General features: G+C 71.6%; 20 protein-coding genes and 2 pseudogenes. 10 read left to right on the forward strand and 12 right to left on the reverse strand.

Annotated elements, in window-relative coordinates; translation table 11 throughout:
- Positions 1 to 90 precede the first annotated feature (90 nt).
- Both ABT342_RS21510 and ABT342_RS21515 read left to right on the forward strand, forming a co-directional pair.
- Positions 91 to 510: a hypothetical protein gene (locus ABT342_RS21510; protein WP_351576062.1), complete on the forward strand. Its 420-nt coding sequence runs from the start codon at positions 91 to 93 to the stop codon at positions 508 to 510.
- Between the two features lie 188 nt (positions 511 to 698).
- Entirely contained in the window at positions 699 to 1,160 is a 462-nt protein-coding gene (locus tag ABT342_RS21515; RefSeq protein ID WP_351576066.1) for an NsdA family TPR-like regulatory protein, read from the forward strand.
- 642 nt (positions 1,161 to 1,802) lie between these two features.
- Here the strand turns inward: ABT342_RS21515 and ABT342_RS21520 are convergent.
- The 5 genes from ABT342_RS21520 to ABT342_RS21540 form a co-directional block, all read right to left on the reverse strand.
- Complete coding sequence (locus tag ABT342_RS21520; RefSeq protein WP_351576214.1) at positions 1,803 to 3,650, reverse strand: glycoside hydrolase family 15 protein; 1,848 nt, start codon at positions 3,648 to 3,650, stop codon at positions 1,803 to 1,805.
- A gap of 90 nt (positions 3,651 to 3,740) precedes the next feature.
- Positions 3,741 to 4,211: a hypothetical protein gene (locus tag ABT342_RS21525; RefSeq protein WP_351576069.1), complete on the reverse strand. Its 471-nt coding sequence runs from the start codon at positions 4,209 to 4,211 to the stop codon at positions 3,741 to 3,743.
- Between the two features lie 161 nt (positions 4,212 to 4,372).
- Positions 4,373 to 5,725: an MFS transporter gene (locus tag ABT342_RS21530; RefSeq protein WP_351576072.1), complete on the reverse strand. Its 1,353-nt coding sequence runs from the start codon at positions 5,723 to 5,725 to the stop codon at positions 4,373 to 4,375.
- Positions 5,726 to 5,795: 70 nt separating this feature from the next.
- The gene (locus tag ABT342_RS21535; protein ID WP_351576075.1) at positions 5,796 to 7,454 is read right to left on the reverse strand and encodes an amidohydrolase; all 1,659 of its coding nucleotides are present in this window, start codon (positions 7,452 to 7,454) and stop codon (positions 5,796 to 5,798) included.
- Positions 7,455 to 7,627: 173 nt separating this feature from the next.
- A complete protein-coding gene (locus tag ABT342_RS21540) occupies positions 7,628 to 8,599 on the reverse strand; it encodes an Lrp/AsnC family transcriptional regulator (protein ID WP_351576078.1) in 972 nt (323 codons plus the stop codon).
- Positions 8,600 to 8,757: 158 nt separating this feature from the next.
- On the opposite strand from ABT342_RS21540, the gene ABT342_RS21545 reads away from it, so the two are divergent.
- Both ABT342_RS21545 and ABT342_RS21550 read left to right on the forward strand, forming a co-directional pair.
- A complete protein-coding gene (locus tag ABT342_RS21545) occupies positions 8,758 to 9,756 on the forward strand; it encodes a C-terminal binding protein (protein ID WP_351576081.1) in 999 nt (332 codons plus the stop codon).
- Positions 9,753 to 10,541, forward strand: a complete 789-nt coding sequence (locus ABT342_RS21550; RefSeq protein ID WP_351576084.1) for a class II aldolase/adducin family protein — start codon at positions 9,753 to 9,755, stop codon at positions 10,539 to 10,541. The genes ABT342_RS21545 and ABT342_RS21550 overlap by 4 nt, the downstream gene beginning before the upstream one ends.
- Positions 10,542 to 10,567: 26 nt before the next feature.
- Here the strand turns inward: ABT342_RS21550 and ABT342_RS21555 are convergent, their stop codons facing one another.
- Complete coding sequence (locus ABT342_RS21555) at positions 10,568 to 10,882, reverse strand: MazG-like family protein (protein ID WP_351576087.1); 315 nt, start codon at positions 10,880 to 10,882, stop codon at positions 10,568 to 10,570.
- 89 nt (positions 10,883 to 10,971) lie between these two features.
- On the opposite strand from ABT342_RS21555, the pseudogene ABT342_RS21560 reads away from it, so the two are divergent.
- A pseudogene (locus ABT342_RS21560) lies at positions 10,972 to 11,215 on the forward strand (nuclear transport factor 2 family protein); the annotation flags it as partial.
- Positions 11,216 to 11,228: 13 nt separating this feature from the next.
- On the opposite strand, the gene ABT342_RS21565 reads toward ABT342_RS21560, so the two are convergent.
- Together ABT342_RS21565 and ABT342_RS21570 are read right to left on the reverse strand one after the other, a co-directional pair.
- Positions 11,229 to 12,113 carry a PhzF family phenazine biosynthesis protein gene (locus ABT342_RS21565; protein ID WP_351576090.1) on the reverse strand — a complete coding sequence of 295 codons (885 nt, stop codon included), beginning with the start codon at positions 12,111 to 12,113 and terminating at the stop codon, positions 11,229 to 11,231.
- A gap of 415 nt (positions 12,114 to 12,528) precedes the next feature.
- The gene (locus ABT342_RS21570) at positions 12,529 to 13,284 is read right to left on the reverse strand and encodes an SDR family oxidoreductase (protein WP_351576092.1); all 756 of its coding nucleotides are present in this window, start codon (positions 13,282 to 13,284) and stop codon (positions 12,529 to 12,531) included.
- Positions 13,285 to 13,417: 133 nt separating this feature from the next.
- On the opposite strand from ABT342_RS21570, the pseudogene ABT342_RS21575 reads away from it, so the two are divergent.
- Together ABT342_RS21575 and ABT342_RS21580 are read left to right on the forward strand one after the other, a co-directional pair.
- Positions 13,418 to 15,087, forward strand: a pseudogene (locus tag ABT342_RS21575) (alkaline phosphatase D family protein).
- Between the two features lie 58 nt (positions 15,088 to 15,145).
- Entirely contained in the window at positions 15,146 to 16,468 is a 1,323-nt protein-coding gene (locus ABT342_RS21580) for a multidrug effflux MFS transporter (RefSeq protein ID WP_351576095.1), read from the forward strand.
- Here ABT342_RS21580 and ABT342_RS21585 read toward each other — a convergent pair.
- Positions 16,450 to 17,793, reverse strand: coding sequence for a hypothetical protein (locus ABT342_RS21585; RefSeq protein WP_351576098.1), 1,344 nt, complete (start codon positions 17,791 to 17,793; stop codon positions 16,450 to 16,452). The genes ABT342_RS21580 and ABT342_RS21585 overlap by 19 nt on opposite strands.
- A 175-nt stretch (positions 17,794 to 17,968) precedes the next feature.
- Here ABT342_RS21585 and ABT342_RS21590 point away from each other — a divergent pair, with 175 nt between their 5' ends.
- Positions 17,969 to 18,943, forward strand: coding sequence for a small ribosomal subunit Rsm22 family protein (locus ABT342_RS21590; protein WP_351576101.1), 975 nt, complete (start codon positions 17,969 to 17,971; stop codon positions 18,941 to 18,943).
- A 46-nt stretch (positions 18,944 to 18,989) separates the two neighbouring features.
- Here the strand turns inward: ABT342_RS21590 and ddaH are convergent, their stop codons facing one another.
- Positions 18,990 to 19,805 carry a dimethylargininase gene (gene ddaH / locus ABT342_RS21595; RefSeq protein WP_351576103.1) on the reverse strand — a complete coding sequence of 272 codons (816 nt, stop codon included), beginning with the start codon at positions 19,803 to 19,805 and terminating at the stop codon, positions 18,990 to 18,992.
- Positions 19,806 to 19,980: 175 nt separating this feature from the next.
- Here ddaH and ABT342_RS21600 point away from each other — a divergent pair, with 175 nt between their 5' ends.
- Positions 19,981 to 20,589, forward strand: a complete 609-nt coding sequence (locus ABT342_RS21600; RefSeq protein ID WP_351576105.1) for a TetR/AcrR family transcriptional regulator — start codon at positions 19,981 to 19,983, stop codon at positions 20,587 to 20,589.
- 101 nt (positions 20,590 to 20,690) lie between these two features.
- Positions 20,691 to 21,446, forward strand: coding sequence for a bifunctional DNA primase/polymerase (locus ABT342_RS21605; protein WP_351576107.1), 756 nt, complete (start codon positions 20,691 to 20,693; stop codon positions 21,444 to 21,446).
- Between the two features lie 277 nt (positions 21,447 to 21,723).
- Here the strand turns inward: ABT342_RS21605 and ABT342_RS21610 are convergent, their stop codons facing one another.
- Complete coding sequence (locus ABT342_RS21610) at positions 21,724 to 22,674, reverse strand: SCO2278 family lipoprotein (protein WP_351576217.1); 951 nt, start codon at positions 22,672 to 22,674, stop codon at positions 21,724 to 21,726.
- Positions 22,592 to 23,602 (reverse strand): iron uptake transporter permease EfeU, encoded by a 1,011-nt coding sequence (gene efeU, locus ABT342_RS21615; RefSeq protein WP_351576110.1) that lies wholly within the window; start codon positions 23,600 to 23,602, stop codon positions 22,592 to 22,594. The genes ABT342_RS21610 and efeU overlap by 83 nt, the downstream gene beginning before the upstream one ends.
- Positions 23,603 to 23,612 lie beyond the last annotated feature (10 nt).

The raw sequence follows: 23,612 nt of genomic DNA on the forward strand, positions 1-23,612 counted from the left end.
GAATCTCTGCTCGGCGAACTCACTACCAGTTCTACGATTCTCGTCTCGGCCGGCGCGGAGACCGGCCCACGATGAGAGAGCGAGGTTCCCGTGGACCTTGGCCACCTTCCCGCCGACCAACAGGCCTCGATCCGTGTACTGCTGGCCGACCGGCGGGGCAAGGATCAGCACACCGCCGAGCTGCTGGAGCGCTTCCTGGAACAGGTGCTCAAGGAGTCGGGGGTGAGTACAGGAACCACGAGCCAATACATACGCATCCACGCTTGTCCCGGGGCGCAGGGGGACACTGCCGTGTTCGTCAATCTCACGGGCAAGATCGATTTCCGCCTTGGGCCGGAGGATTTCACCCACCACATCGTGGCGGGCCACGCCGAGCCCGTCACGAAGAAGAGCGCCGGTCGTATTCGGCTGACCGTCAACCTGCATCATGGCGACCATGCGGAGCGAGCCACGAAGCTGACTGTGGCTGTAGAGCTTGCGCGTGCCGCCCTGGACGATGCACGGGGCTGAGCCAGACGAGGCGGCGCTCCCCGACCCACGGTTGAGGGTGCCATTCGAAGCCGGTGGTGGTGAAGGCGAAGACGACGATGCCGACCAGGTCCCCGGCGACGTCCACGCCGAGGATGTACTGCTCGATGGGATCGGCGTCGGCCCACTCACGCACGCGCACTGCGTAGTCCTCGGCCTCCTTGTCGGTCATGCCAGGGCGTCCCAGGAATGTGTGTCCGGGCGACGCCGAGGAGCCAGGGGCGTACGAAGGGGCGGTCACCTTCGGGTCCGCAGGCGGTGAGCGGCCGTCGGCGTGGATCACGTTCTACGGCCGGGCCGAGTTCGACGCCCTGTCGTCGTACGTCTGGACGGCGCTCGGGGAGCACGAGCGGGCCGAGTCCTGTCTTCACCGTACCCTCGCCGCCATTCCTGGCGACATGGTCCGTGATACGGCCCTCTACACGGCGCACCTCTCACTGTCCCAGGCAGGACAGGGGGAGGTGGAAGTGGCGTGCGCGACCGGACGGCAGGCTTACGCGATGCTGCTGCCGGCGTCAGGGTCTCAGCGCACGACGAACACCCTCACCAGAACGCGCCAAGTCATCGAGGCCACGGGCACGAAGGCGCCCGAGGTTGTGAGCTGGATCGAGGAGTCACGCCGATGGACCTGAAGTGGTACGCGCACACTGACGCGCGGGACGTTCGCTCCTTCCTCCTGGACATCCACGACGAGGTGTACGCGAACGACCCCGACCCGTTCCACTCGCGCGAAAGGTTCTCGTACTTCGTCGACCTGTGGTCGGGACGCGAGGACTGGTGGTGCGTCTCGGGGTGGGAGAGCGGCGGCCCGGTCGGGTATGCGTACGGTTCGAAGTTCAAACCGGGCGGCTGGTGGAAGGGAACGGATCGGCCCAGGGACGTGCGTGGCCGGATCTTCGCCCTGTCCGAGCTGATGGTGGTGCCTCAGTGGGATGGCACTGGGCGGGCGTGGCAGATCCATGATGCGCTGATTGACTCGGCGACGTCGCCAAGCCGTCCGACGACTCTCCCGTGTACGCGGTCATGGTGCGCACGCTGCGGAGCGGCTGACCCAGCAGCGACGAAGCGCGTACGTGCTGGTCAGGGCGGTTTTTCGGTGTCCGGCGCGCTCAGCCGAGCAGCGCCAGCATGAAGACGCCGAGGACCCACAGCACCGCCGCGGCGGCGACGGCTCCGATCGAGGCGACGAGGATGACAACGGCCTTGGCTCCTGTGGTGTTTGCCATGGGTCGATCATGCCGTATGGGATTTGAACGCGTTCAGTCGGGGGGTGCTCATCCCAGTGCCCTGTCCAGGGTGAACGCCGCGCTGATCAGGGCGAGATGGGTGAACGCCTGCGGGAAGTTGCCGATCTGTTCGCCGGTGCGGCCGATCTCCTCGGCGTAGAGGCCGAGGTGGTTGGCGTAGGTGAGCATCTTCTCGAAGGCGAGGCGGGCGTCGTCCGGGCGGCCGGCGCGGGTGAGGGCCTCGACGTACCAGAAGGAGCAGATCGAGAACGTGCCCTCCTCGCCCCGCAGTCCGTCCGGGCTGGCCTGGGGGTCGTAGCGGTAGACGAGGGAGTCGGAGACCAGCTCCTCGCCCAGCGCGTCCAGGGTGGAGAGCCACTTCGGGTCGGTCGGGGAGATGAACTTGGCCAGCGGCATCATCAGGACGGAGGCGTCCAGGACGCTGTCCGCCTCGTGCTGGACGAAGGCCTCGCGCTCGGACGACCAGCCCCGTCGCATGATCCGCCGGTAGATCTGGTCGCGCTCCTGGCCCCAGCGCGTCATGTCGGCGGGCAGCCCGCGGTGCAGGGCCATCCGCATGGCGCGCTCGATCGCCACCCAGCACATCAGCCGGGAGTAGAGGAAGTTCTTGCGGCCGCCGCGGGTCTCCCAGATGCCCTCGTCGGGCTGGTCCCAGTTGTCGCACACCCAGTCGACCAGGTCGCAGACGGTGTCCCAGTCCGCGCTGGAGATGGGCTCACCCCACTTGTCGTAGAGGTAGATCGAGTCGATGAGCGCGCCATAGATGTCCAGTTGCAGCTGGTCGACGGCGTCGTTGCCGACGCGTACGGGGGCGGAGCCCAGATAGCCCTCGAAGTGGGGCAGCTCCCGCTCCGGGAGCCGGCGGCTGCCGTCGATGCCGTACATGATCTGCAGCGGTCCCGAGTTGGGGCAGGCGATGCAGACGTGGTCGGTGAGGAACTGCATGAACGCCTTGGCCTCGTCGGTGAAGCCGAGCCGTAGCAGCGCGTAGACGCAGAAGGCGGCGTCGCGGATCCAGACGTAGCGGTAGTCCCAGTTCCGCTCGCCCCCGATCTGCTCGGGCAGGCTCGTCGTCGGGGCGGCCACGATGGCGCCGGTCGGGGCGTAGGTGAGGAGCTTGAGCGTCAGGGCGGAGCGGTGCACCATCTCGCGCCAGCGGCCGCGGTAGCGCGACTTCGACAGCCAGCGCCGCCAGTACCGGACCGTGGCCTCGAACAGCTCCTCCGCCTCGGCGACCGGGCAGGCCCGTGGCGAGACCTCGCCGCCGACCCGGTCGAGCGCGAAGACGGCCGTCTCGCCCTCGTGCAGCTTGAACAGGGACCACACGTCCCGGCCGTCGGTCTCCACCGGCACGCTGGAGGTCAGCGCGAGGGTCATGGAGGGCGACTCGAAGACCGGGTAGCCGTGTTCGGTGCGCACGGTGTGGTCCTCGGTCCCGTAGACGAAGCGTGGCGCCACGAAGGCGCGGAACGGAAGCGATCCGCGGACGCAGATCACCCGGCGGATCAGCCGGTGCCGGGTGGCCTCGCGGGAGTCGTCGGTGATCGGCATGAAGTCCTGGACCTCGCCGACCCCGTCGTCCGCGAAGAACCGCGTGATCAGCACGTTCGTGTCGGGGAAGTAGAACTGCTTCGTCCGGGTCGGCACGTCCGGGGCGAGCTCGAAGGATCCGCCCTTGTCGGCGTCGAGGATCGAGGCGAAGACGCTGGGCGCGTCGAACCGGCCGCAGCAGTACCAGTCGATCGTGCCGTTCGCCCCCACCAGTGCCGCGCTGCGCAGGTCCCCGATCAGTCCGTGCTCGGAGACCGGCAGATAGCGGGGGCCGCCCGCACCCCCGGGTCCGCCGCGTGCCAGGCCGGGGAGTTCCTGGGTCACCTTGGCTTCAGCAGTCACGGGGCGTCCTTCCGCCGTAGTTCCGCGGTGTTCTGCCGTAATTCAGCGTACGGCGGAAGGACGCGGGGGGCCTCAGAAGACGAACGGTCCCGGGTTCTGCGGCGAGGTCGCGTTGCAGTTCGCCGTGATGCCGAACACCACGACCGTGAGGGACTTGCCCTCAAGGCTGTCGCCCGCGGCGACCGTCCCCGTCAGCGGGCCGGTGGAGACCGCGCCGCCGGCGGGGATCGCCGGGTTGGACCTGCCGGTGAACGTCGTCGTACCGGAGCCGTTCCTGGTCAGGGTGAGCGTGGACCTGACCGAGCCCGCGGAGATGGGGAGGGGGGATGTGATGGCGGAGGTGGAGACGCTGATCGTCGCCGCCGTGCCGTTCTGGGTGGCCGTGAGGGCCGCCTCGCCGGAGCCGTACGAACCGCAGTCGAACGACAACGTTGCAGAGGTCGGTTCCACCGCCCCGGCCGCGGGGGCCATGGCGAGGGTGCCGGCGGCCATCACGCCTAAGAGGGTGGTGCCGATGCCGAGTGAGCGGTGTCTTGTGTTCATGGGGGGTCCTGGTCCCGTCTGTGTGGGGGTGAGGAGGGGCGTCCGGCCTGATGCGCCGGACGCCCCCTACGGGAGGTGTCGCTGACCGTCATTGGTGCAGTAACCCCCTGAGAAGGCAAGGCCGTTCACCATGAGCGTTGGCATGTACCGGCTAAATCCGGTCAGGCCGTGGCGGCGGCCGCCTCGCGGGCGGGAGCCTGCGCGGCGGCGTGGGCCGTCCGCAGGCCGCGCAGCCGGGCCGTGCACCAGATGCCGATGACGGAGATGGCCATCAGCAGGGCCGCCGCCGGCCAGTAGTGACCGCCGGCCATCGCGGTGAGCGAGACCGCGGCCAGCGGCGCGAAACCACCGAAGATCATGTTGCAGATCTGGTAGGAGAGGGAGATACCGGTGTAGCGCACACGCGGCTCGAAGCCCTCGGCGAGGATCGCCGCGATCGGCCCGTAGAGGGCGGACATCACGACGCGCATCGCCAGCATCGCCGCGTAGATCAGGAAGACGCTGCCCGTTCCCATCGCCAGGAACTGCGGGACGGCGAGGACCACGACACCGACCAGGCCCGCGATGACGACCTTGTGCGCGCCGACCCGGTCGCCGAGCCAGGACAGGAAGGGCGTGACGAGCAGTTCCACGAAGGCGGCCAGCGACAGGCCGTTGAGCAGCATGGACTCCGAGAGCTTCAGTTCGCCGGTGCCGTACGCCAGCAGGTAGCTCGTGACCACGTAGTAGCCGCCGGTGGCGGTGGCCAGGGCGAAGACGCCGACGAGGACCGTACGCCAGGAGGTCTGGAAGACCTCGACGACCGGAAGCCGGTCCTTGTCCCGGGCCGCCGAGGACGCCCGCTCCTCGCGGATCTCGGCCATGACCGGGGCCTCCTCCAGCTTCAGCCGGATGACCAGGCCGATGATGACGAGCACGGCGGAGGCGAGGAACGGCACGCGCCAGCCCCAGCTGGTGAACGCCTCGTCGCCCCACAGGCTCATCAGCGAGAAGGCACCGGTGGACAGCAGTGCGCCGACCGACGACCCGAGCTGGGCGAAGGAGCCGAAGAAGGTGGCCTTGCCCTTCGGCGCGTTCTCCACGGCGACGAGCACCGCGCCGCCCCACTCACCGCCGATCGCGACACCCTGGATCAGCCGCAGCACGATCAGCAGGATCGGCGCGAGGACGCCGACCTGGGCGTAGGTGGGGAGCAGGCCGATCGCGAAGGACGCGACGCCCATCATCATGAGCGTGATGACCAGGGTCTTCTTACGGCCGACCCGGTCGCCTATGTGACCGAAGACGATGCCGCCGAGCGGGCGCAGCAGGAAGCCGACGGCGAACGTTCCGAAGGCGGACAGGGTCTTGAGCGCCTGCGGCATGTCCGCCGGGAAGAACACGTCGTCGAAGACGATCGCGGCGGCCGTCGCGAAGGCGTAGAAGTCGTACCACTCGATGGACGTCCCGACGAGCGCGGCGAACGCCGCTCTCAGGGGGTTCTGCTTGCTTGGTGCCTGTGCTGGGTGGGACACGGGGGCCTCCGGCGGGAAGGGGAGGGGGGCGGGGGAGCGGGGCGGGGAGGGCAGAGGGAGCGGCGCGGGGTCAGCGGGTCGGCGCGGACCAGGCGCGCGCGCCGCCGATCCACGTCTCGCGCACGCCGATCGACGCGAGCGCGGCCGGGTCGGCGAGCAGCGGGTCGGCGTCCAGGACCACGAAGTCGGCGAGCATCCCGGGCGCGAGCGAGCCCACGGAACGCTCCCGGTGCAGGGCGCGCGCGGCCGACGCGGTGTGGGCGTGCAGGCCGTCGGCGACCGGCAGGCGCAGCGACTCGTCGCCGAGGACGGTGCCGAGGACGGTCCGCCGGGTCGCCGCCGCGGAGACGGCCTCCAGCGGGGCGGGCGGCGCGACCGGGGCGTCGGAGCTGAAGACGACGGGGACGCCGGCGGGCAGGCAGGGACCGGCCGGGTTGTAGCGGTGGCCGAGCTCGCCGACCGCGGTCAGCGTGCCGTCGCCGGTGCGCAGATGGTGCTGCGGCTGCATCACCGGTACGACGCCGAGGGTGCCCATCCGCGTGATCTGCTCGTCCGTCGGCAGTCCGCAGTGCTCGATCCGGTGGCGCATGTCCGCGCGCGGCACGTCCGCCTGGGCCTTCTCCACGGCGTCGAGGACCATGCCGATGGCGAACGGCGACTGCGCGTGCGTCGCGGTCTGGAGCCCGGCGCTGTGGGCGCGGTGGATGATCTCCGCGTACTCCTCGGCGGAGTGGTACAGCTGCCCGTGGTGGCAGCAGTCGGCCGCGTAACCCTCCGGGAAGTACGCCGTCCAGCCGCCGAGCGTGCCGTCCGCGTAGAACTTCACGCCCTGGACGCGGAAGAAGTCGTCGCCGAAGCCGTGCACGACACCGAGGTCGAGCGCGGTGTCGAGGAGCGCGGAGGTGAGGTACGCCGAGACGCGCATCCGCAGGGCGCCGGACTCGTGCGCCCGCAGATAGGTCTCCATCTCGCGGCGCGAGGCCTGCGCGTCGCCGACCGTGGTCACACCGGCCGCGAGGAAGGTCTCCTGGGCGCGCACGAGGTGGTCGGCCATGATGGCGTCGGGCTCGGAGAGGTGGAAGTTCGGGCCGTGGTTGCCGATCTTCACCCCGCCGGGGCCGGTGAGCATGTCGCAGGCCGCGTCCCACAGCTGTCCGTCCGGGTCCCCGGAGGCGAAGCGGCCGATGGAACCGCCCTCCGGGTCCGGGGTGCCGGCGGTGATGCCGCAGGTGCGCAGGGTGTGGGAGTTGACGACGCCGCCGTGGCCGGAGGCGTTCATGACGTACACCTCGCGGTCGGTGGCGATCCGGTCGAGGTCGTGACAGGTGGGGTGGCGGCGCTCGGCGAGGCGGCGGTGCTCGTAGCCGAAGCCGCGCACGGGGACCCCGGCGGGCAGCTCGCGGGCCGCCTCGGTGAGCACGGCGACGAGGGTGTCGATGTCGGGGACGCGCTCGGGGCGGCAGTCGACCCAGGCCAGGGCCTGGCCGTACATCACCGGGTGGCAGTGGGCGTCGACGAAGCCGGGGTGGACCAGCCCGCCGTCGAGTTCCAGCGACTCGTCCACGCGGCCGCCGAGCGCCGCGCTGGCGTCCTCGGCGGTGCCGACGTGGACGATCCGGTCGCCGCGTACGGCGAGGGCCTCGGCCCGTACCGGGGTTCCGGCGGCGGCGACGGCGGCACCGGTCACCAGGAGCGTGCGCTCGGTGCTGTCGGCGAGGGGGTGGTGCATGAGGGGGCCTGCTTTCGACCAAGGGGACGCCGTGAGGGGGCAACGGCTGATTCGTTCGTCGAGACCATAGATAACGAACGACAGCTTGGCCAGAGGTTGAGTCAAAAAACTCTTCGGAAGTTTTTCGCGCCCTCGCTTACGGATCGTTCGCGGAGCCCCCCGTGGTGCGTCGGTTACGCCGCCGGCGCCCCCAGGTCGTAGCGCTCCTTCACCAGCTCCAGATGCACCCAGCTCTCCACGCCGCGCACCCCCTCGCACGCCCGCATCGCGTCCAGCGTCGCGCGCACCGCCCCGAGCGACTCGGCGCTGATCGTGCCCACCAGATCCGCCCGCCCGACGCACGCGGACAGGAACGACACCCGCTCCCAGTCGGCCAGCGCCCGCGCCACCGGCTCGCGCGGCCCCTCCAGCCGTACGGCGAAACCGCACAGGTACCCCAGGCCCAGCAGCTCGGGCCGGACCAGCGCCAGCACCTTCACCACCCCGCCCTCCAGCAGCCGCAGCGTGCGCGCACGGGTCGCGCCCGCCGACAGGCCCACCCGCTCCGCCAGCTCCGCGAACGGCAGCCGCCCGTCCCGCTCCAGCTCGTCCAGGATCCTCAGATCGGTGGCGTCCAGCTCGTTCACGCTCGGCTCGGCGGCGATCAGATACGGGTCCTTGAGGTGGTGCGTGCTGATCAGCGGGTCGACGGCCGATACGCCGGGCAGTGACCGCACCTGCTCGATCGCCCGGTCCAGCGCGTCGAAGCCCTCCGTGCGCAGCTCGGTCATGATCGCGCGCTGTCCCGCGGTGAGCGTGACGAACGGCGCCTGCGGCATCGCGGCGATCTCCCGCGCGACCCGCTCCGCGTCCCCGTGGGTGTCGACCGACAGATGCGCGGAGGCGGTCAGCCCGCGCACCGAGGGGTGGACGACGGCGACCACCCGTACCGCCCCCGAGTCGAGCAGCCGCTGTACGCGCGCCCGGGTCGCCGGGCGCGACAGGCCCACGCGCTGCGCCAGCGTCTCGTAGGTGAGGCGGCCGTCCGTCTGCAGTTCGCGGACGACGGCCAGGTCGATGCGGTCCAGATCCACCTGCGGTGATCCCCTCGGTTCGGCGGCCCGGGAGGCGTGCCGCGCCCGGGTCCGCTGACGTTCTCGGGACATTCTCGGCCACCGGCTGCCCTGTGGCGTCTGAGGGTGGCCGAACGTGATCGGCGTCACGGGCGTACGGCCTGATCGGCAGTGGACAATCAGATGAGTCGAATCGTAAGTTCATGGCGCTGATTACCGACGAATCATCTGCGGAAGGTTGTGTGGGTCGTATGGGCCAGCCCGTCGTCGTCTTCACCGACACCGAGGACCTCGATCCGGAGCCGGGCGCCCGGATGCTCGCCGGCGCCGGCTTCGACGTACGGATCGCCGACAGCCGCGACCCCGACGTCATCGCCACGGTCGCCGCGAACGCCGTGGCCCTGATCGTCGGCTACGCGCGCGTCGACGCCCCACTGCTCGGCCGGCTGCCGGGCCTGCGGATCATCGCCACCATGTCCGCCGGCTACGACATGGTGGACACGGCGGAGGCCCGGCGCCGCGGCGTATGGGTGGCCAACCTCCCCGACGCCGCCACCGAGGACGTCGCCGTCCACGCCCTCGCCTCCGCCCTGTCGCTCGTACGACGGCTTCCGCAGGCCGACGCGGTGGTCAGGTCGGGCGGCTGGAGCGCCGACTTCGCGTCGAAGGGCTCCGCCGATCTCCCACGCAGGTCGAGCGAGTTGACGCTCGGACTCGTCGGACTGGGCCGGATCGCCCGGCAGTTCGCGGCCTACGCGGCGCCCGTCTTCGGCCGCATCGCCGCGTACGACCCGCACGCCGACCCCGAACGGTGGCCGGCCGGGATCGAGCGGTACGACGACCTCGGCGCGCTGGCCGCCGCCTCGGACGTCCTGTCGGTGCACGTACCGCTCAACCCGGCCACGCACGGGCTGGTCGGCGAGGACCTGCTGGGACGGCTGCGGCCGGGCGGGTTCCTCGTCAACGTCTCACGGGGCGAACTCGTCGACCCGGCGGCCCTGCTGGCCGCTCTCGACAGCGGCCACCTCACCGGAGCCGCGCTCGACGTCTTCCCCGTCGAACCGCCGCCCGCCGACGATCCGCTGCGCGGCCATCCCCGCATCCAGCTTTCCCCGCACAGTGCCTACCTCTCCGACACCTCCCGCCGCGCGTATGTGTGCAAGCCTGCTGAGAACGTCATCGGCTGGCTGCGCACCGGACGCCCGCTGACCCCCGTGGTCGACCCGACTTCCGAAGGAGCCCACTCGTGAACGCTGCCTCCCACGCTGCCCCCAACGCCGTCTCGAACGCCGTCTCCGAGGAACTGCGGCTGCGCCGCGAACTCGCCGCCGTCTACCGGCTCATCGCGCACTTCCGGATGACCGACCTGATCTTCACGCACATCTCGCTGCGGCTGCCGGGCCCGGACCACCACTTCCTCATCAACCCCTACGGGCTGCTCTTCGAGGAGATCACCGCCTCCAACCTGGTCAAGATCGACCTGGACGGCAACGCGGTCGAGCCGACCCCGTACCCCGTCAACCCGGCCGGGTTCGTCATCCACAGCGCCATCCACGCCGCGCGCGAGGACGCCCGGTGCGTCCTGCACACCCACACCAAGGCGGGCTGCGCCGTCGCCGCCCAGGAGGGCGGGCTGCTGCCGCTGAACCAGATGTCGATGGAGTTCTACAACCGCGTCGGCTACCACGACTACGAGGGCGTCGCCCTCAACCTCGACGAGCAGAAGCGCCTGGTCGAGGACATCGGCGGCCACCCCGCGCTGATCCTGCGCAACCACGGGCTGCTGACGGTCGGCGAGAGCGCGGCGCAGGCGTTCCTGCGCATGTACTACCTGGAGAAGGCCTGCGAGATCCAGGTCACCGCGCAGGCGGGTGGCGCCCCGCTCGTCGTCCCGCCCGCCGAGGTGTGCGAGTACACCGCCCAGCAGCTCGCGGGCGAGGCGGCCACGGACCTTCCGGACGACGACGCGTACGAGCTGGCGTGGGCGGCGATGCTGCGGTTGCTGGACCGGATCGCCCCCGACTACAAGGACTGACTACAAGGACTGACTGCGAGGACTGACTACAGGGACTGACGCGCGAGCAGTTTGCGTAGATGGTCCTCGAACACCTCCGGGGCGTCGGGGTTGAGCGTGCGCAGCGCCACCATCGCCGTCACGATCACATCGCACAGCTCGGACTCCACGTCCTGCCAGGTGTGTGTGGTGCCCTTGCGCGGGTTCTGCCCGGTCGCGCCGATGATCGCCTGCGCGACCTCGCCGACCTCCTCGGAGAGCTTCAGCACGCGCAGCAGGGTCTTCTGCTCGGGCGCGCGGTCGGCCGAGGCGGTCTCCAGCCAGGCGTGCAGACGGTCGACGGTGTGCCAGATGTCGGTCATCCGGGGAGCGTACGGAGGGTGTGGGGTGACGCGCCACGGGCGGGTCAAGGTGCGTGGGGCCGGGTGGTGGGCGGTGCGGAGAAGCGGGCATGACCCTTTCCGTGGACCGCCTCACCGACCCGGTCGTACGCGCCTTCGTGACGGCTCTCCATGCCCATGACCGCGCCGCGTTCTCCGCAGTGCTCGCCCCCGACGCGTCCATGTCCGACGACGGCTCCGACCGCGAGATCTTCTCCTCGCGGGGGCACAGGGGGGGGGGTCGAGTCGGAGTCGGACGACGGGCGTGAGCTCGTCGCCCTCTACCGCAACGACATCTGGGGCGAGACGCGGACGGTGCGTAGCGTAGCTACCCGATACGGACCCCCGTGCCGCCGACACGGACGCGGGGGTCGCCCGCGTGCAGCGTCACCGTCAGCCGGCCGGGACGGCCCAGGTCCTCGCCCTGGTGCAGGGTGAGGACCGCGTCCTCGTCGACCAGGCCGAGCTCGCGGGCGTACGCACCGAACGCGGCGGCCGCGGCGCCGGTCGCCGGATCCTCGACGACGCCGCCGACGGGGAACGGGTCGCGCACGTGGAAGACGGTGGCCGACTCCCGCCACACCAGCTGCACGGTGGTCAGGTCCAGTCGGTGCATGAGCGCTTCGAGGCGGGCGAAGTCGTACGCGAGGTCCGCGAGGCGTTCGCGGGTCGCCGCGGCGAGGACGAGATGGCGGGCGCCGGCGAAGGCGATCCGGGGCGGCAGGGCCGGGTCGAGGTCGGCCGCCGGCCAGTCGAGCGCGGCGAGGGCCTCCGTGAGGTCGTCGTCGGCGGCCTTCTCGACGTACGGCTCCACGCTCGTCAGCGTGGCCCGCAGCGACCCGTCCGCCTCCTCGGTCACCGACACCGGCACGGTCCCGGCGCGGGTCGCGAACACCAGGTCCCCCGGCCCGATCCGCTCCGCGAGCGCGATGGCGGTGGCGACGGTGGCGTGCCCGCAGAACGGCACCTCGGCCTTCGGGCTGAAGTACCGCACGGTGTACGCCCGCCCGTCCGCGGCCGCCTCGCGGAGCCCCTCCGGCGGGGCGGTCAGGAAGGCCGATTCCGAGTACCCGATCTCGGCCGCGATCGCGAGCATGTCCGCGTCCGAGAGGGCACGGGCGTCGAGGATGACTCCGGCGGGGTTGCCGCCGTCGGGGTCCCCGGAGAAGGCGGTGTAACGCAGCACCTCGGGGTGATCTTCGTTCGTGGTCATGCCCCGCCCAACGCGACGCGTGTGCGTGGTGTTCCCGGGCCGGGGGCGGTGGGCGGTGCCGGTGCGGGCGGGGGCGCCTGCGGCGGGCTTCTTTCCCCTACCCGCCCCTTCCCGAAACTGGGGCTGCGCCCCAGCCCCCGTTGCGGGGGCTCCGCCCCCGAACCCCCGCTCCTCAAACGCCGGAGGGGCTGGATTTCAGGGCTCCGCCCCGAATCCCGCGCCGCCGGCGGGGCTGGATTTTCCAGCCCGTCCGGCGTTTGAGGACACGGCCGAAGGCCGTACGGGGGTCTGGGGGCTTGCCCCCAGTTTCGGGAAGGGGCGGGTAGGGGAACAAGCCCGCCGCAGGCACCCACCCCGCCACCCGGCCGGGGCCCGGGGCGCCCCGGGGTGGGGGGGCGGAGCCCCGCGCAAGCGATCAGCCGCGGCCGATGTAGGGCATCGTCGTCGCCATCACCGTCGCGAACTGCACGTTCGCCTCCAGCGGCAGCTCCGCCATGTGGAGCACCGTACGGGCCACGTCCGCCGCGTCCATGACCGGCTCCACGGCCAGTTGGCCGTTCGCCTGGAGGATGCCGGTCTGCATGCGCTCGGTCATCTCCGTGGCCGCGTTGCCGATGTCGATCTGGCCCACGGCGATCCGGTAGGGGCGGCCGTCCAGGGAGAGGGACTTCGTCAGGCCGGTCATGGCGTGCTTGGTCGCCGTGTACGCCACCGAGTGCGGGCGCGGGACGTGGGCCGAGATGGAGCCGTTGTTGATGATGCGGCCGCCCTGCGGGTCCTGCTCCTTCATCGTCCGGTACGCGGCCTGGGCGCACAGGAACGAACCCGTCAGGTTGACGTCCACGACAGCGCGCCAGTCCTCGTAGGAGAGGTCCTCGACCGGGACGCCCCCGGGACCGAACGTGCCCGCGTTGTTGAAGAGCAGGTCCACCCGGCCGAACCGTTCGCGGGCCGTCGCGAAGAGGGCCGTGACGTCGTCGGGTGAGGTGACGTCGGTGGGGACGCACACGACGTCCCCGCCCGCCAGGGCCGCCGTCTCCTCCAGCGCCTCCGCCCGGCGGCCTGCCAGGGCGACCGACCAGCCCGCGCCCGCGAGGGCGAGCGCGACTCCGCGGCCGATGCCGGAACCCGCGCCCGTGACCACCGCGCTCCTGCTGCGTTCTGCGTTCATGGGCCCGCAGCGTACGGCAGGCACCCGCACGCGGAACTCATCCGTCCGACACGCGGATGTTGTGTACCCGACAAGCCTGATACGCCGCGCCCGACTCCAATGCGACTGACAACAGTCGTCAGGGGAGGGGTACATGACACCCGCACAGGCACCCGCACGCCGGCACGCCGCCGAACTCCGCGCCGACGCCCAGCGCCTCGGCCGCCGCCGCTTCCTCACCACCACCGGCGCCGCCGCCGCGCTCGCCTTCGCCGTGAACCTTCCGGCCGCCGGCACCGCGAGCGCCGCCGAACTCGACGCGAAGAAGCTGGCCGGGAACCCGTTCACCCTCGGCGTCGCCTCCGGAGACCCTCCCCCTGCCTTCGGCGGGGGGACCCCCAGCCCGGCTCCGTACTCCTGTGGACCCGGCTCGCGACCCGGCCGTACGAGCCCGGCAGCGGGCTGCCGAACGCCCGCGTCACCGTCCGCTGGGAGCTGGCCCACGACGAGCGCTTCACCCGTATCGCCAGACGCGGACAGGCCACCGCCCACCCCGAGTTCGACCACAGCGTCCATGTCGAGGTCACCGGCCTCGACGCCGACCGCGTCTACTACTACCGCTTCCGCGCCGGCACCTGGATCAGCCCCACCGGCCGCACTCGCACCGCCCCCCGCGCCGCCGCCCGCCTCTCCGAGCTGAAGATCGCCGCCGTCTCCTGCCAGGCCTACCACGACGGCTACTTCACCGCGTACAAGCACCTCGCCGACGAAGACCTCAACGCCGTCTTCCACCTCGGCGACTACCTCTACGAGTACGCCGTCACCGCCACCGGCGGCGCCCGCAACCACACCGACCGCCGGCTGCCCGCCCACTTCAACCGCGAGACCGTCACCCTGGAGGACTACCGGCTGCGCTACGCCCTCTACCGCACCGACCCGGACCTCGCCGCCGCGCACGCCGCGCACCCCTTCGTCGTCACCTGGGACGACCACGAGACCGAGAACAACTACGCCGACGAGACGCCGGAGAACGACGTCCCGCCGGAGGAGTTCCTGCTGCGCCGCGCCGCCGCCTACCGCGCGTACTGGGAGAACCAGCCGCTCAGGAAGCCCCAGCAGCCCGAAGGCCCGGACATGCGGCTCTACCGCCGCCTCGGCTTCGGGCGGCTCGCCCAGTTCGACATCCTCGACACCCGCCAGTACCGCTCCAACCAGGCGTACGGCGACGGCTGGCGCGTGCCAGGACCCGAGTCCGAGGACCCGACGCGCACCATGACCGGCGCGACCCAGGAACGCTGGCTGCTCGACGGCTGGGCGGCGTCCGGCGCCGTCTGGAACGTCGTCCCGCAGCAGGTCACCTTCGCCCAGCGGCGCGATGTCCCGCGCCCCGACTTCAAGCTCTCCATGGACGCCTGGGACGGCTACCCCGCCTCCCGGGCGCGGATCCTCGACGGCGCCGAGGCCGCCGGTGTCGACAACCTCGTCGTGCTCACGGGCGACGTGCACGTCGGGTACGCCTTCGACCTGAAGAAGGACTTCGACGACCCGGCCTCGCGCACCGTCGGCACCGAATTCGTCGCCACCTCCATCAGCAGCGGTAAAGACGGCTCCGACAAGCCCGCGAACTGGGACAACCTCACCCAGGCCAACCCGCACATGAAGTTCTACAACGGGCGGCGCGGCTACGTGACGGTCACGCTCACCGACGAGCACGCCCGCGCCGACTTCCGGACCGTCTCCGGGGTCCTCACCCCCGGCGCACCGGTCACCACGGCCGCGTCGTTCGTGACCGAGGCCGGAAACCCGGGACTCAAGCCCGTATGAGCACATCGGACGAGCTGAGAGCATAGGGGGCCACCCCCAACCCAGCCAGGAGCTGTCGATGCCGGAGAGCGGCCAGAGCACGCCAGGACACATACGGACCGCGCCCCCGGCATCGGCACCCCCTGCCGTCGCTGCCCCCGCCGCCGCCGCTGCCGCGCGGCGCGTCGGCCTGCTCGTCACCCTCGTCCTCGGCGGCCTCACCGCACTGCCGCCGCTCTCCATGGACATGTACCTCCCGGCCCTGCCCGAGGTCACCGGATCCCTGCACGCCCCCGCCGCGACGATCCAGCTCACCCTCACCGCCTGCCTCGCCGGCATGGCGCTCGGCCAGCTCGTCGTCGGCCCCATGAGCGACAAGTGGGGGCGCCGCCGCCCGCTGCTCATCGGCATGGTCGTGTACGTCGCCGCCACCGCGGTCTGCGCCCTCGCCCCGAGCGCCGAGCTGCTCATCGCCTTCCGGCTGCTCCAGGGACTGGCCGGGGCCGCGGGCATCGTCATCGCGCGCGCCGTCGTCCGGGATCTGTACGACGGCGACGACATGGCCCGGTTCTTCTCCACCCTGATGCTGATCTCCGGCACCGCCCCGATCGTCGCCCCGCTCATCGGCGGGCAGATCCTGCGGGTCACGGACTGGCGCGGTGTCTTTTACGTCCTGACCGTGATCGGGCTGCTGCTCACCGCCGTCGTGTGGAAGTGGCTGCCCGAGACGCTGCCCCAGGAGCGGCGCCACGGCGGCGGCGTCGGGGCCGCACTGCGGACGATGCGCGGACTCCTCGCCGACCGGGTCTTCACCGGCTACACGCTGGCCGGCTCGCTCGCCTTCGCCGCGCTCTTCGCGTACATCTCGGCGTCGCCCTTCGTCGTCCAGGAGATCTACGGCGCCTCGCCGCAGACGTTCAGCCTGCTCTTCGGGATCAACTCGATCGGCCTGGTCGCGGTCGGCCGGATCAACGGAAAGGTGCTCGTCGGCCGGGTCAGCCTGGACAAGGTGCTCGGCGTCGGGCTCGCCACGATCACCGTCGCCGCGCTGGCGCTGCTGCTGATGACGGCGGGCGTCTTCGGGAAGGTGGGCCTCGTGCCCGTCGCCGCCGGGCTGTTCGTCCTGATGTCCGCGATGGGGCTCGCGCTGCCCAACACCAACACCCAGGCCCTGACACGCACCCCGCACGCCGCGGGCTCCGCCTCCGCGCTGCTCGGCACGTCCTCGTTCCTCATCGGGGCGATCGCCTCGCCGCTGGTGGGGATCGCGGGCGAGACGACCGCGGTGCCGATGGCGGTGGTGCAGCTGGTGTGCGCGCTGGGCGCGGTGGCGTGTTTCGCGGGGCTGTGCCGCCCGTGGCGCCGTACGGACTCCGAGGACCGTCAGTCCGCGCGTACGTAACCGATCAGGTGGAGCCGGTCCCGGGTGTCCAGCCAGCGGAACACCCCCACCCCTGACACCTCGGTGCCCGGCAGCCGGGCGTTCCGCGAGAGCGGCTCGGGCTGCCAGGTGGTGAGATCGACCTCGTACGGGATGCCGTCGCCGGCCAGTGCCTCCGCCGCGTTCCGGATGTTCCTCGCCCCGTACGCCATGCCCTCGTCGGTCACCGTGGCCAGCGTCAGCGGGCGGGTGCCGTCCGGCTCCTCGAAGCAGCGGCCGGTCCGCTTCACCAGATCGAAGGCGAGGTTCCCGGCGACGAGGAAGCGGCCGTTCGGCGAGAGCACCGCCTGTGGGTGGACGCCGGGCTCGATCGCCGGCTTGTGGCAGTCGATCTGGACGAGCGCCTTGCCGGTCGCCGCGTCGTGCACCGCCCAGATGTCGTGGGTGGTGGCGCGCTTCGTCTTCTTCGTCTTCTTCGTCTTCTTCGGTTCCTTCGCCTTCTGCCACCGGACCAGGACCCGGCCGGAGGTGAGGGAGGTCGGCACGCCGTGGGCGCGGTCCGCGCCGGACGGGGCGACGTTCCGGCTGAACCAGCCGCCCCGCACCCAGAACTCCCGGGCCCCGCTGACCAGCAGCCCCTTCCCGGTCAGCCCGCGTACCTCGGTCAGCTGCCGGCAGGTCGCGCAGCCCTTCGGATAACCCAGGTCCTTCGGCACGACGATGCTGATCTTCCCGCTCTCCGGATCGACGACCGCGCTGCGCGCCCCGCCGTCGCCGATGAGGATGCCGGGGCCTGTGCCGGAGACGCTGGGCGGCCCGCTCCAGGGCACCTCGATCCGCTGCCGGGCGCCGTCCACGGTGTCGTAGATGTCGAGGGAGACGAAGGACCCCGAGGGCTTGTCCCCGTCCGCCTTCCCGTGCGACCAGGTGACGAAGAACTGCCGCTCACCCTTGGTGACGGCGAACAGCCGCGGGACCTTCGTGGGCCCGGCCAGCGCGTGCCAGGGTTCGCCGGACCAGCCGGGCTTCCCGGTCGCGGCGTTCACCGTCCGTAACCGGAACCGGTCCTCACCGGTCCGCTCCACATAGCCGACCAGCCCGTTCCCGCGCGCGACCGCGTAGTCGGGCGAGGCGTTCGTGATCTCCCACCCCTTCGCGGTGTCGTACGCGGGTGGCACGGTGAGCCCGGTGACCGGCCCGGTGCGCGGCTTCTCGGATGCCCCGGGCTTGTCGGGCTTGTCGTCCTTCGCGTCGTCGCCCCCGCCGCCGCAGGTCGCGAGCAGGAGCAGCATCGCCAGCACGGCGACCCCGGCCACCAGAGCCATGCGTACGACCCGCTGCCTCATGGTCCCCCCGATGAGCACCGCCGTTGGTCAACGGGCGTCAGGGTAGCAACTGGGTTGAGGGGAACGGGCGTTCGCGGACGAGACCGGCGGGCACGCGGACCGGCGTCGGCCCAGCCTTGTCCTTTCGGATCAGGCCTTGGGCCCCGGCTCGTCGTCCCCGGCCTAGAATCTGCTGGTGAACGCCACCCTCCCCGACGCCCTCGCCGGCCTCCTCGACGGTCTCCCGCAGGGCCGTGTCGCCCAGGCCGTGGAGCGGCTGATCGCCAGCTACCGGGGCACCACACCCACCGACGCGCCGGTGCTGCGCGACCGGGCCGATGTCGCCGCGTACGCCGCGTACCGGATGCCCGCGACGTTCGAGGCGGTGCGGTCCGCGCTCGCGGCGTTCCGGGCGGCGGCGCCTTCGTGGGTGCCCGCGACGCACACCGACATCGGCGGCGGTACGGGCGCGGCGAGCTGGGCCGTCGCCGAGGCGTGGCCCGAGGGCGGGCATCGCACCACCGTGCTCGACTGGGCGGAGCCCGCGCTCGCCCTCGGCCGGGAACTGGCCGCCGTCTCCGCCTCGCCCTCGCTGCGTGGAGCCGAGTGGCGCCGGGCGCGGATCGGCGCGGCGATGCGGCTGGAGCCGGTCGACCTGATCACCGTCTCGTACGTCCTGAAGGAGCTGGATCCCGAGGACCGGGTGGCGGTGGTCACCCAGGCCGCGGCGGCGGCCGAGACCGTCCTCATCGTCGAGCCCGGTACCCCCGACGGCTACGAGCGGATCATCGAGGCCCGCGACCGGCTGATCGCGGCGGGTCTGCGGGTCGCCGCACCCTGCCCGCACAGCGCGGACTGCCCGATCGTGCCCGGCACGGACTGGTGCCACTTCGCGGCGCGCGTCAGCCGCTCCTCGCTGCACCGGCAGGTGAAGGGCGGGTCGCTGGCGTACGAGGACGAGAAGTTCAGCTATGTCGTGGCGACCAGGGTCCCCGCCTCACCCGCCCCGTCCCGTGTCACCCGCAAGCCCCAGATCCGCAAGGGCCAGGTCCTGCTGGAGCTGTGCGGCGACGACGAGTCCCTCCACCGCACCACGGTCAGCAAACGCCACGGCGCGCTGTACCGCGCGGCCCGCGACGTCTCCTGGGGCGACGCCTGGCCCCCCGAGTGAGACGGCCGGGGCCGGGCGTCGCCGCTGCTGTGGGCTCAGCAGGAGGTCAGGGGCGCAGCTCCTGCGTACAGCACTTCACGCTGCCGCCGCCCTTCAGCAGCTCCCCGAGGTCGATCCCGATCGGCTCGAAGCCCCGGTCCCGGAGCGGCTCGAACAGCCCCACCGCCGCCTGCGGCAGCACCACATGACGGCCGTCGCTCACCGCGTTCAGCCCGAGCGCCGCCGCGTCCGCCGCACCGGCGATCAGGGCGTCGGGGAAGAGCCGGGCGAGGACCGCGCGGCTGCCGGGGGAGAAGGCGCCGGGGTAGTACATGATCTCGTCGGCCGTCGCGTCGAGGACGCACAGCGCCGTATCGAGGTGGTAGTAGCGCGGGTCCACCAGATCCAGCCCGATCACGGGTCTGCCGAGGAACTCCTGCGCCTCGGCGTGCGACAGCGGACTGGACCGGAAGCCGCGCCCGGCCAGCAGGTATGTCGAGGTGACGGCGAAGTCGCCCTCGCCCTCGTTGATGTGCGACGGCTCGTGGATCTCGGTGAAGCCGTGCGCGCGGAACCACTCCAGGTGCACCTCCGCCTCCGCCGCGCGCTCGCGGTGGGCGAAGCGGGCGCCGAGCACGCGCCCGTCGACGACGGTCGCGCCGTTGGCGGCGTAGACCATGTCGGGCAGGTCGGGCCGTGGGTCGAGCAGTTCCACGGTGTGGCCGAGCGCACGGTAGCGGTCGCGCAGGTCCTCCCACTGGGTGAGTGCGAGCGACAGGTCGACAGGTTTCCCGGGGTCCATCCACGGGTTGATGGAGTACGTCACCTGGAAGTGCGTGGGTGGGCACATCAGGTAGCGGCGGGATCCAGCGTCACGAGGCAATGCGGGCTCCTCACGAACGACAGAAACGTCAGAGCGGGGCGCACGGTTGTGCGTGCAGCCATGGTGCGTCCTCCGGGCCCCGCGCGCTGTGGCGCGAACGGGTGGTTCATCACACATACGCCCACCGGCCAACAAGACGAGACGTATCGTCGTCCCTTTTGGTAGGTTGGCCGGCATGGCAGAGACCAAGACCCCCGACGCCTCCCGCCGCAGCGAACGCTCCCGCCGCGCCATCTTCGACGCCGCCCTCGCCCTCGTCGCCGAGGTCGGCTACACCCGTACGACCATCGAGGGCATCGCCGCCCGTGCCGGAGTGGGCAAGCAGACCATCTACCGCTGGTGGCCGTCGAAGGCCGCCGTCCTCCTCGACGCCTTCCTCGATCTCGCCGAACAGGCCGCCCAGGGCGAGACCGAGATCCCGGACACCGGCGACCTGGAGGCCGACCTCAAGCTCGTCCTGCGCGCCACGGTCGACGAGATGAACTCCCCGGCGTACGACGGCCCCGCCCGCGCGCTCGCCGCCGAGACCGTGGTCAGCCCGGAGCTGGGCGCCCAGTTCGTCGAGCGGCTCCTCGAACCCCAACTCGAACTGTACGTACGCAGGTTGCGCGCGGCCCAGGACGCCGGTCAGGTACGGACGGACGTCGACCCCAGAGTCGCCCTGGAGCTGTTCACCGGCCCCCTCGCCCACCGCTGGATGATGCGCACCCTCCCGCTCACCCACGACTACGCCGACAAGATCGTCGAGTACGCGCTGTACGGCATCGCGCCCCGGCGCGGATGAGAGTCCGGCCACTCGATCGGGGGGTGCGGCCACCCGGCGCGCTCGATGGTGGGACGATGACAGCGTCCATACCTGGACGAGCATGAGGTGTGAGGGGATAGATGGGCGACGGTATCGGCCGCTACCGCGGCACGGAGAGCAAGCTGTCCTGGGAGAATCGACTGCCCCAGTGGCTGCGCAGGCGCCCCCGCGAGGGCGCCGAGGACTCCGACCGTGAGGCCATGCTCCTGGCCACCGCCGCCGCGGGCCTTCCCCTCGCGCCCGCCGCCCACCCGGCCGGCTACCGCTGTTCCTGCGAGCGCGTCGGCTGTCCCACCCCCGCCCGGCACCCCGTCTCGTTCGCCTGGCAGACGCAGTCCACGACGGACCGCGCCCAGATCGAGCGCTGGGCCCGTAACGAGCCCGAGGCCAACTTCATCACCGCCACCGGCATGGTCCACGACGTCCTCGACGTCCCGCTGGAGGCGGGCACCGCCGCGCTGGACCGACTGCTCGCCCAGGGCATCGACGTGGGCCCGGTCGCCGAGTCCGGCGAGGGCCGGATGCTGTTCTTCACCGCCACCCGGGGCACGCCCGAGGACGAGGACGAGTGGTGGCCCTGCGAGCTGGACTGCCACCCCGAGACCATGGACGAGCACCCGGGGCTGCGCTGGCACAGCCGCGGCAGCTACGTCCTCGTACCGCCGGCGCGGCTGCCCCAGGAACGCCGGGTGGAGTGGGTACGCGGCCCCGAGCATCCCCTGCCCGACCCGCTGACGCTGCTGGAGGCGCTGGCCGACGCCTGCGCGAAGTACGCGGACCAGGCGGACGAGCACGAGCAGGACCCCCACGCGGTGGCCTGGCCCCTGCACCGCTGACCACTCGGCGGCCGCCCCCGGCGTGCCGCCGAGCAGGCGGTCGGCGCGGCCGATTTCCGCCGAGCCGGTGTTCCGTCGCCGCAGGCGCGCCGCCCCGTCCTTCGCCCGCGTGGCGAACCGGCGGTCGTGCGCGCGGACGCCGTCCGCCCGCTCGCAGGCCCGTCGCCGAGTGCGGCGGAGTGCCGCCACCGGCCGCGGCAGGCGGTCGGCGCGGCCGATTTCCGCCGAGCCGTCGGCCCGTCGCCGGATGCCCGCGGCAGGCGGTCGTCGTGACCGCCTACGAGCCCTCCGCGCCCGTCACACCCTGAAGCCGGCCCACGATCGTCACCGCCGGTCCGGCCTCGCCGGCCGGGGCGACCTGGACGGCCTGGCTGGACACCCACTCCTTCGTGAGGGTGTTCTTCAGCGTGCCCGTCATCAAGGCCTTCACATCCGGGCTGACCTTCGGCCGGAGGCCCTGCGCCGCCGTCTGCCGGTCGAAGTAGCGCGTCGCGAAGAACACCAGCGCCCCGCCGTCCTCGGTGGCCAGGCCCAGCGGTGCGTAGTCACCGGTGTCCAGCGGCTGGTCGACGAACTGCGTGTTCAGACCCGGCCGCTTCTCGTCCTTCGCGCGCTTCTCCCGCCACCCGGTGGTGTGCGGGCCCGGCGCGAAGTGCGCGGGCTTGCCGGTCTGCAGGTACGAGGAGTACTCCTCGCTCAGATCCCGCGGCGCCACCGCCGTCTTCGCCGAGTCCGGCGCCACGGGCTCCGCCCAGCCGTCCTTGTCCGTCCGGAACTTCGGGATCTCGTCGTTCGTCAGGATCGCCAGATACGCGGCTTCCCACAGCTGGTCCTTGCTGTTCTTGACGAACACGATCAGCCAGCGGTTGTCCCGCGGTCCGCTGTCGGTGTCCCGGTTGCTGTCGGCGTCCACGAGGAACCAGCGCGGCCAGCCCGCCTTCTTCGGCACGTGGAACTTCGCGTCCGTCAGCTCCAGCGGACGGTGCTGATCGTTGCCGCCCGGCGTGGTGATGCCGCGGGCCTTCAGACCCGCCTGGTTGATCTCGCCGAGCGCGCCCGTGACCCGGCCCGCGTCGAGGGCCGGATCGTAGGCCTTGTCCGCCTTGTTGTACGCCTCGGTGAAGTCCTTCAAGGCCTGCGCGGCCTCAGACCTCGTCGCCGTCGGCACGACCTCCAGCTCGCCGTGCACCGTCACGCACCCGCTCGCCGTCAGCGACAGCACCACCATCGCCGCGAGTCCCGTCGCCGCCCGACCCAGCCTGCTCATCGGTTGCCCTTTGCGCCTTCTGCTTCTCGACCTGCTCGGCCTGCTCGGCCTGCTCGGCCTGCCCAGCCGTCACTGACCGTCCGAACCCTACCGGGGCAAGGAACAGCGCGAGCGTGGGGATCAGATACAGCGCCCACACCGTGACCTGGAGAACGGTCGGATTCGGCTGGAAGTTGAAGACACCCTTCAGAACCGTGCCATACCAACTGTCCGGCGGGATCGTGGCGCTGATGTCGAACGCCTTGTCCGCCAGACCGCCCAGGAACCGCGCCTCCTGAAGATCGTGCACGCCGTACGCGAGCACGCCCGCGGCCACGACCACCAGCATCCCGCCGGTCCAGGTGAAGAACCGCGCCAGATTGATTTTCAGCGCGCCCCGGTAGAACAGCCAGCCCAGCACGACCGCGGTCGCGATCCCGAGCAGCACCCCGGTCAGCGGGGCCGACGAGCCGCTCGCGTCCGTGGCGGCCCGTACCGACGTCCACACGAACAGAGCCGTCTCCAGGCCCTCCCGGCCCACCGCCAGGAACGCGGTGGCGACCAGCGCCCCCGTACCCATCCGGAGCGCGGCGTCCAGCTTGCCGTGGAGCTCGGCCCGCAGATGCCGCGCGGTGCGCCGCATCCAGAAGACCATCCAGGTGACCAGGCCCACCGCGACGATCGACAGCGAGCCGCCGAGCAGCTCCTGGGCCTCGAACGTCAGCTCCTGCGAGCCGAATTCGAGCGCCGCGCCGAACGCGAGCGCCAGTCCGCACGCCACCCCGATGCCGGCCCAGATCGGCTTCAGGGCGTCCCGGCGGCCGGTCTTCACGAGATACGCGACGAGGATGCAGACGACCAGGCTGGCCTCCAGGCCCTCGCGCAGGCCGATCAGATAGTTGCCGAACACGTCGGTCCGT

It is taken from the genome of Streptomyces sp. NPDC000410, from assembly GCF_040300305.1.
In the GTDB taxonomy this organism is placed as follows: Bacteria; Actinomycetota; Actinomycetes; order Streptomycetales; family Streptomycetaceae; genus Streptomyces.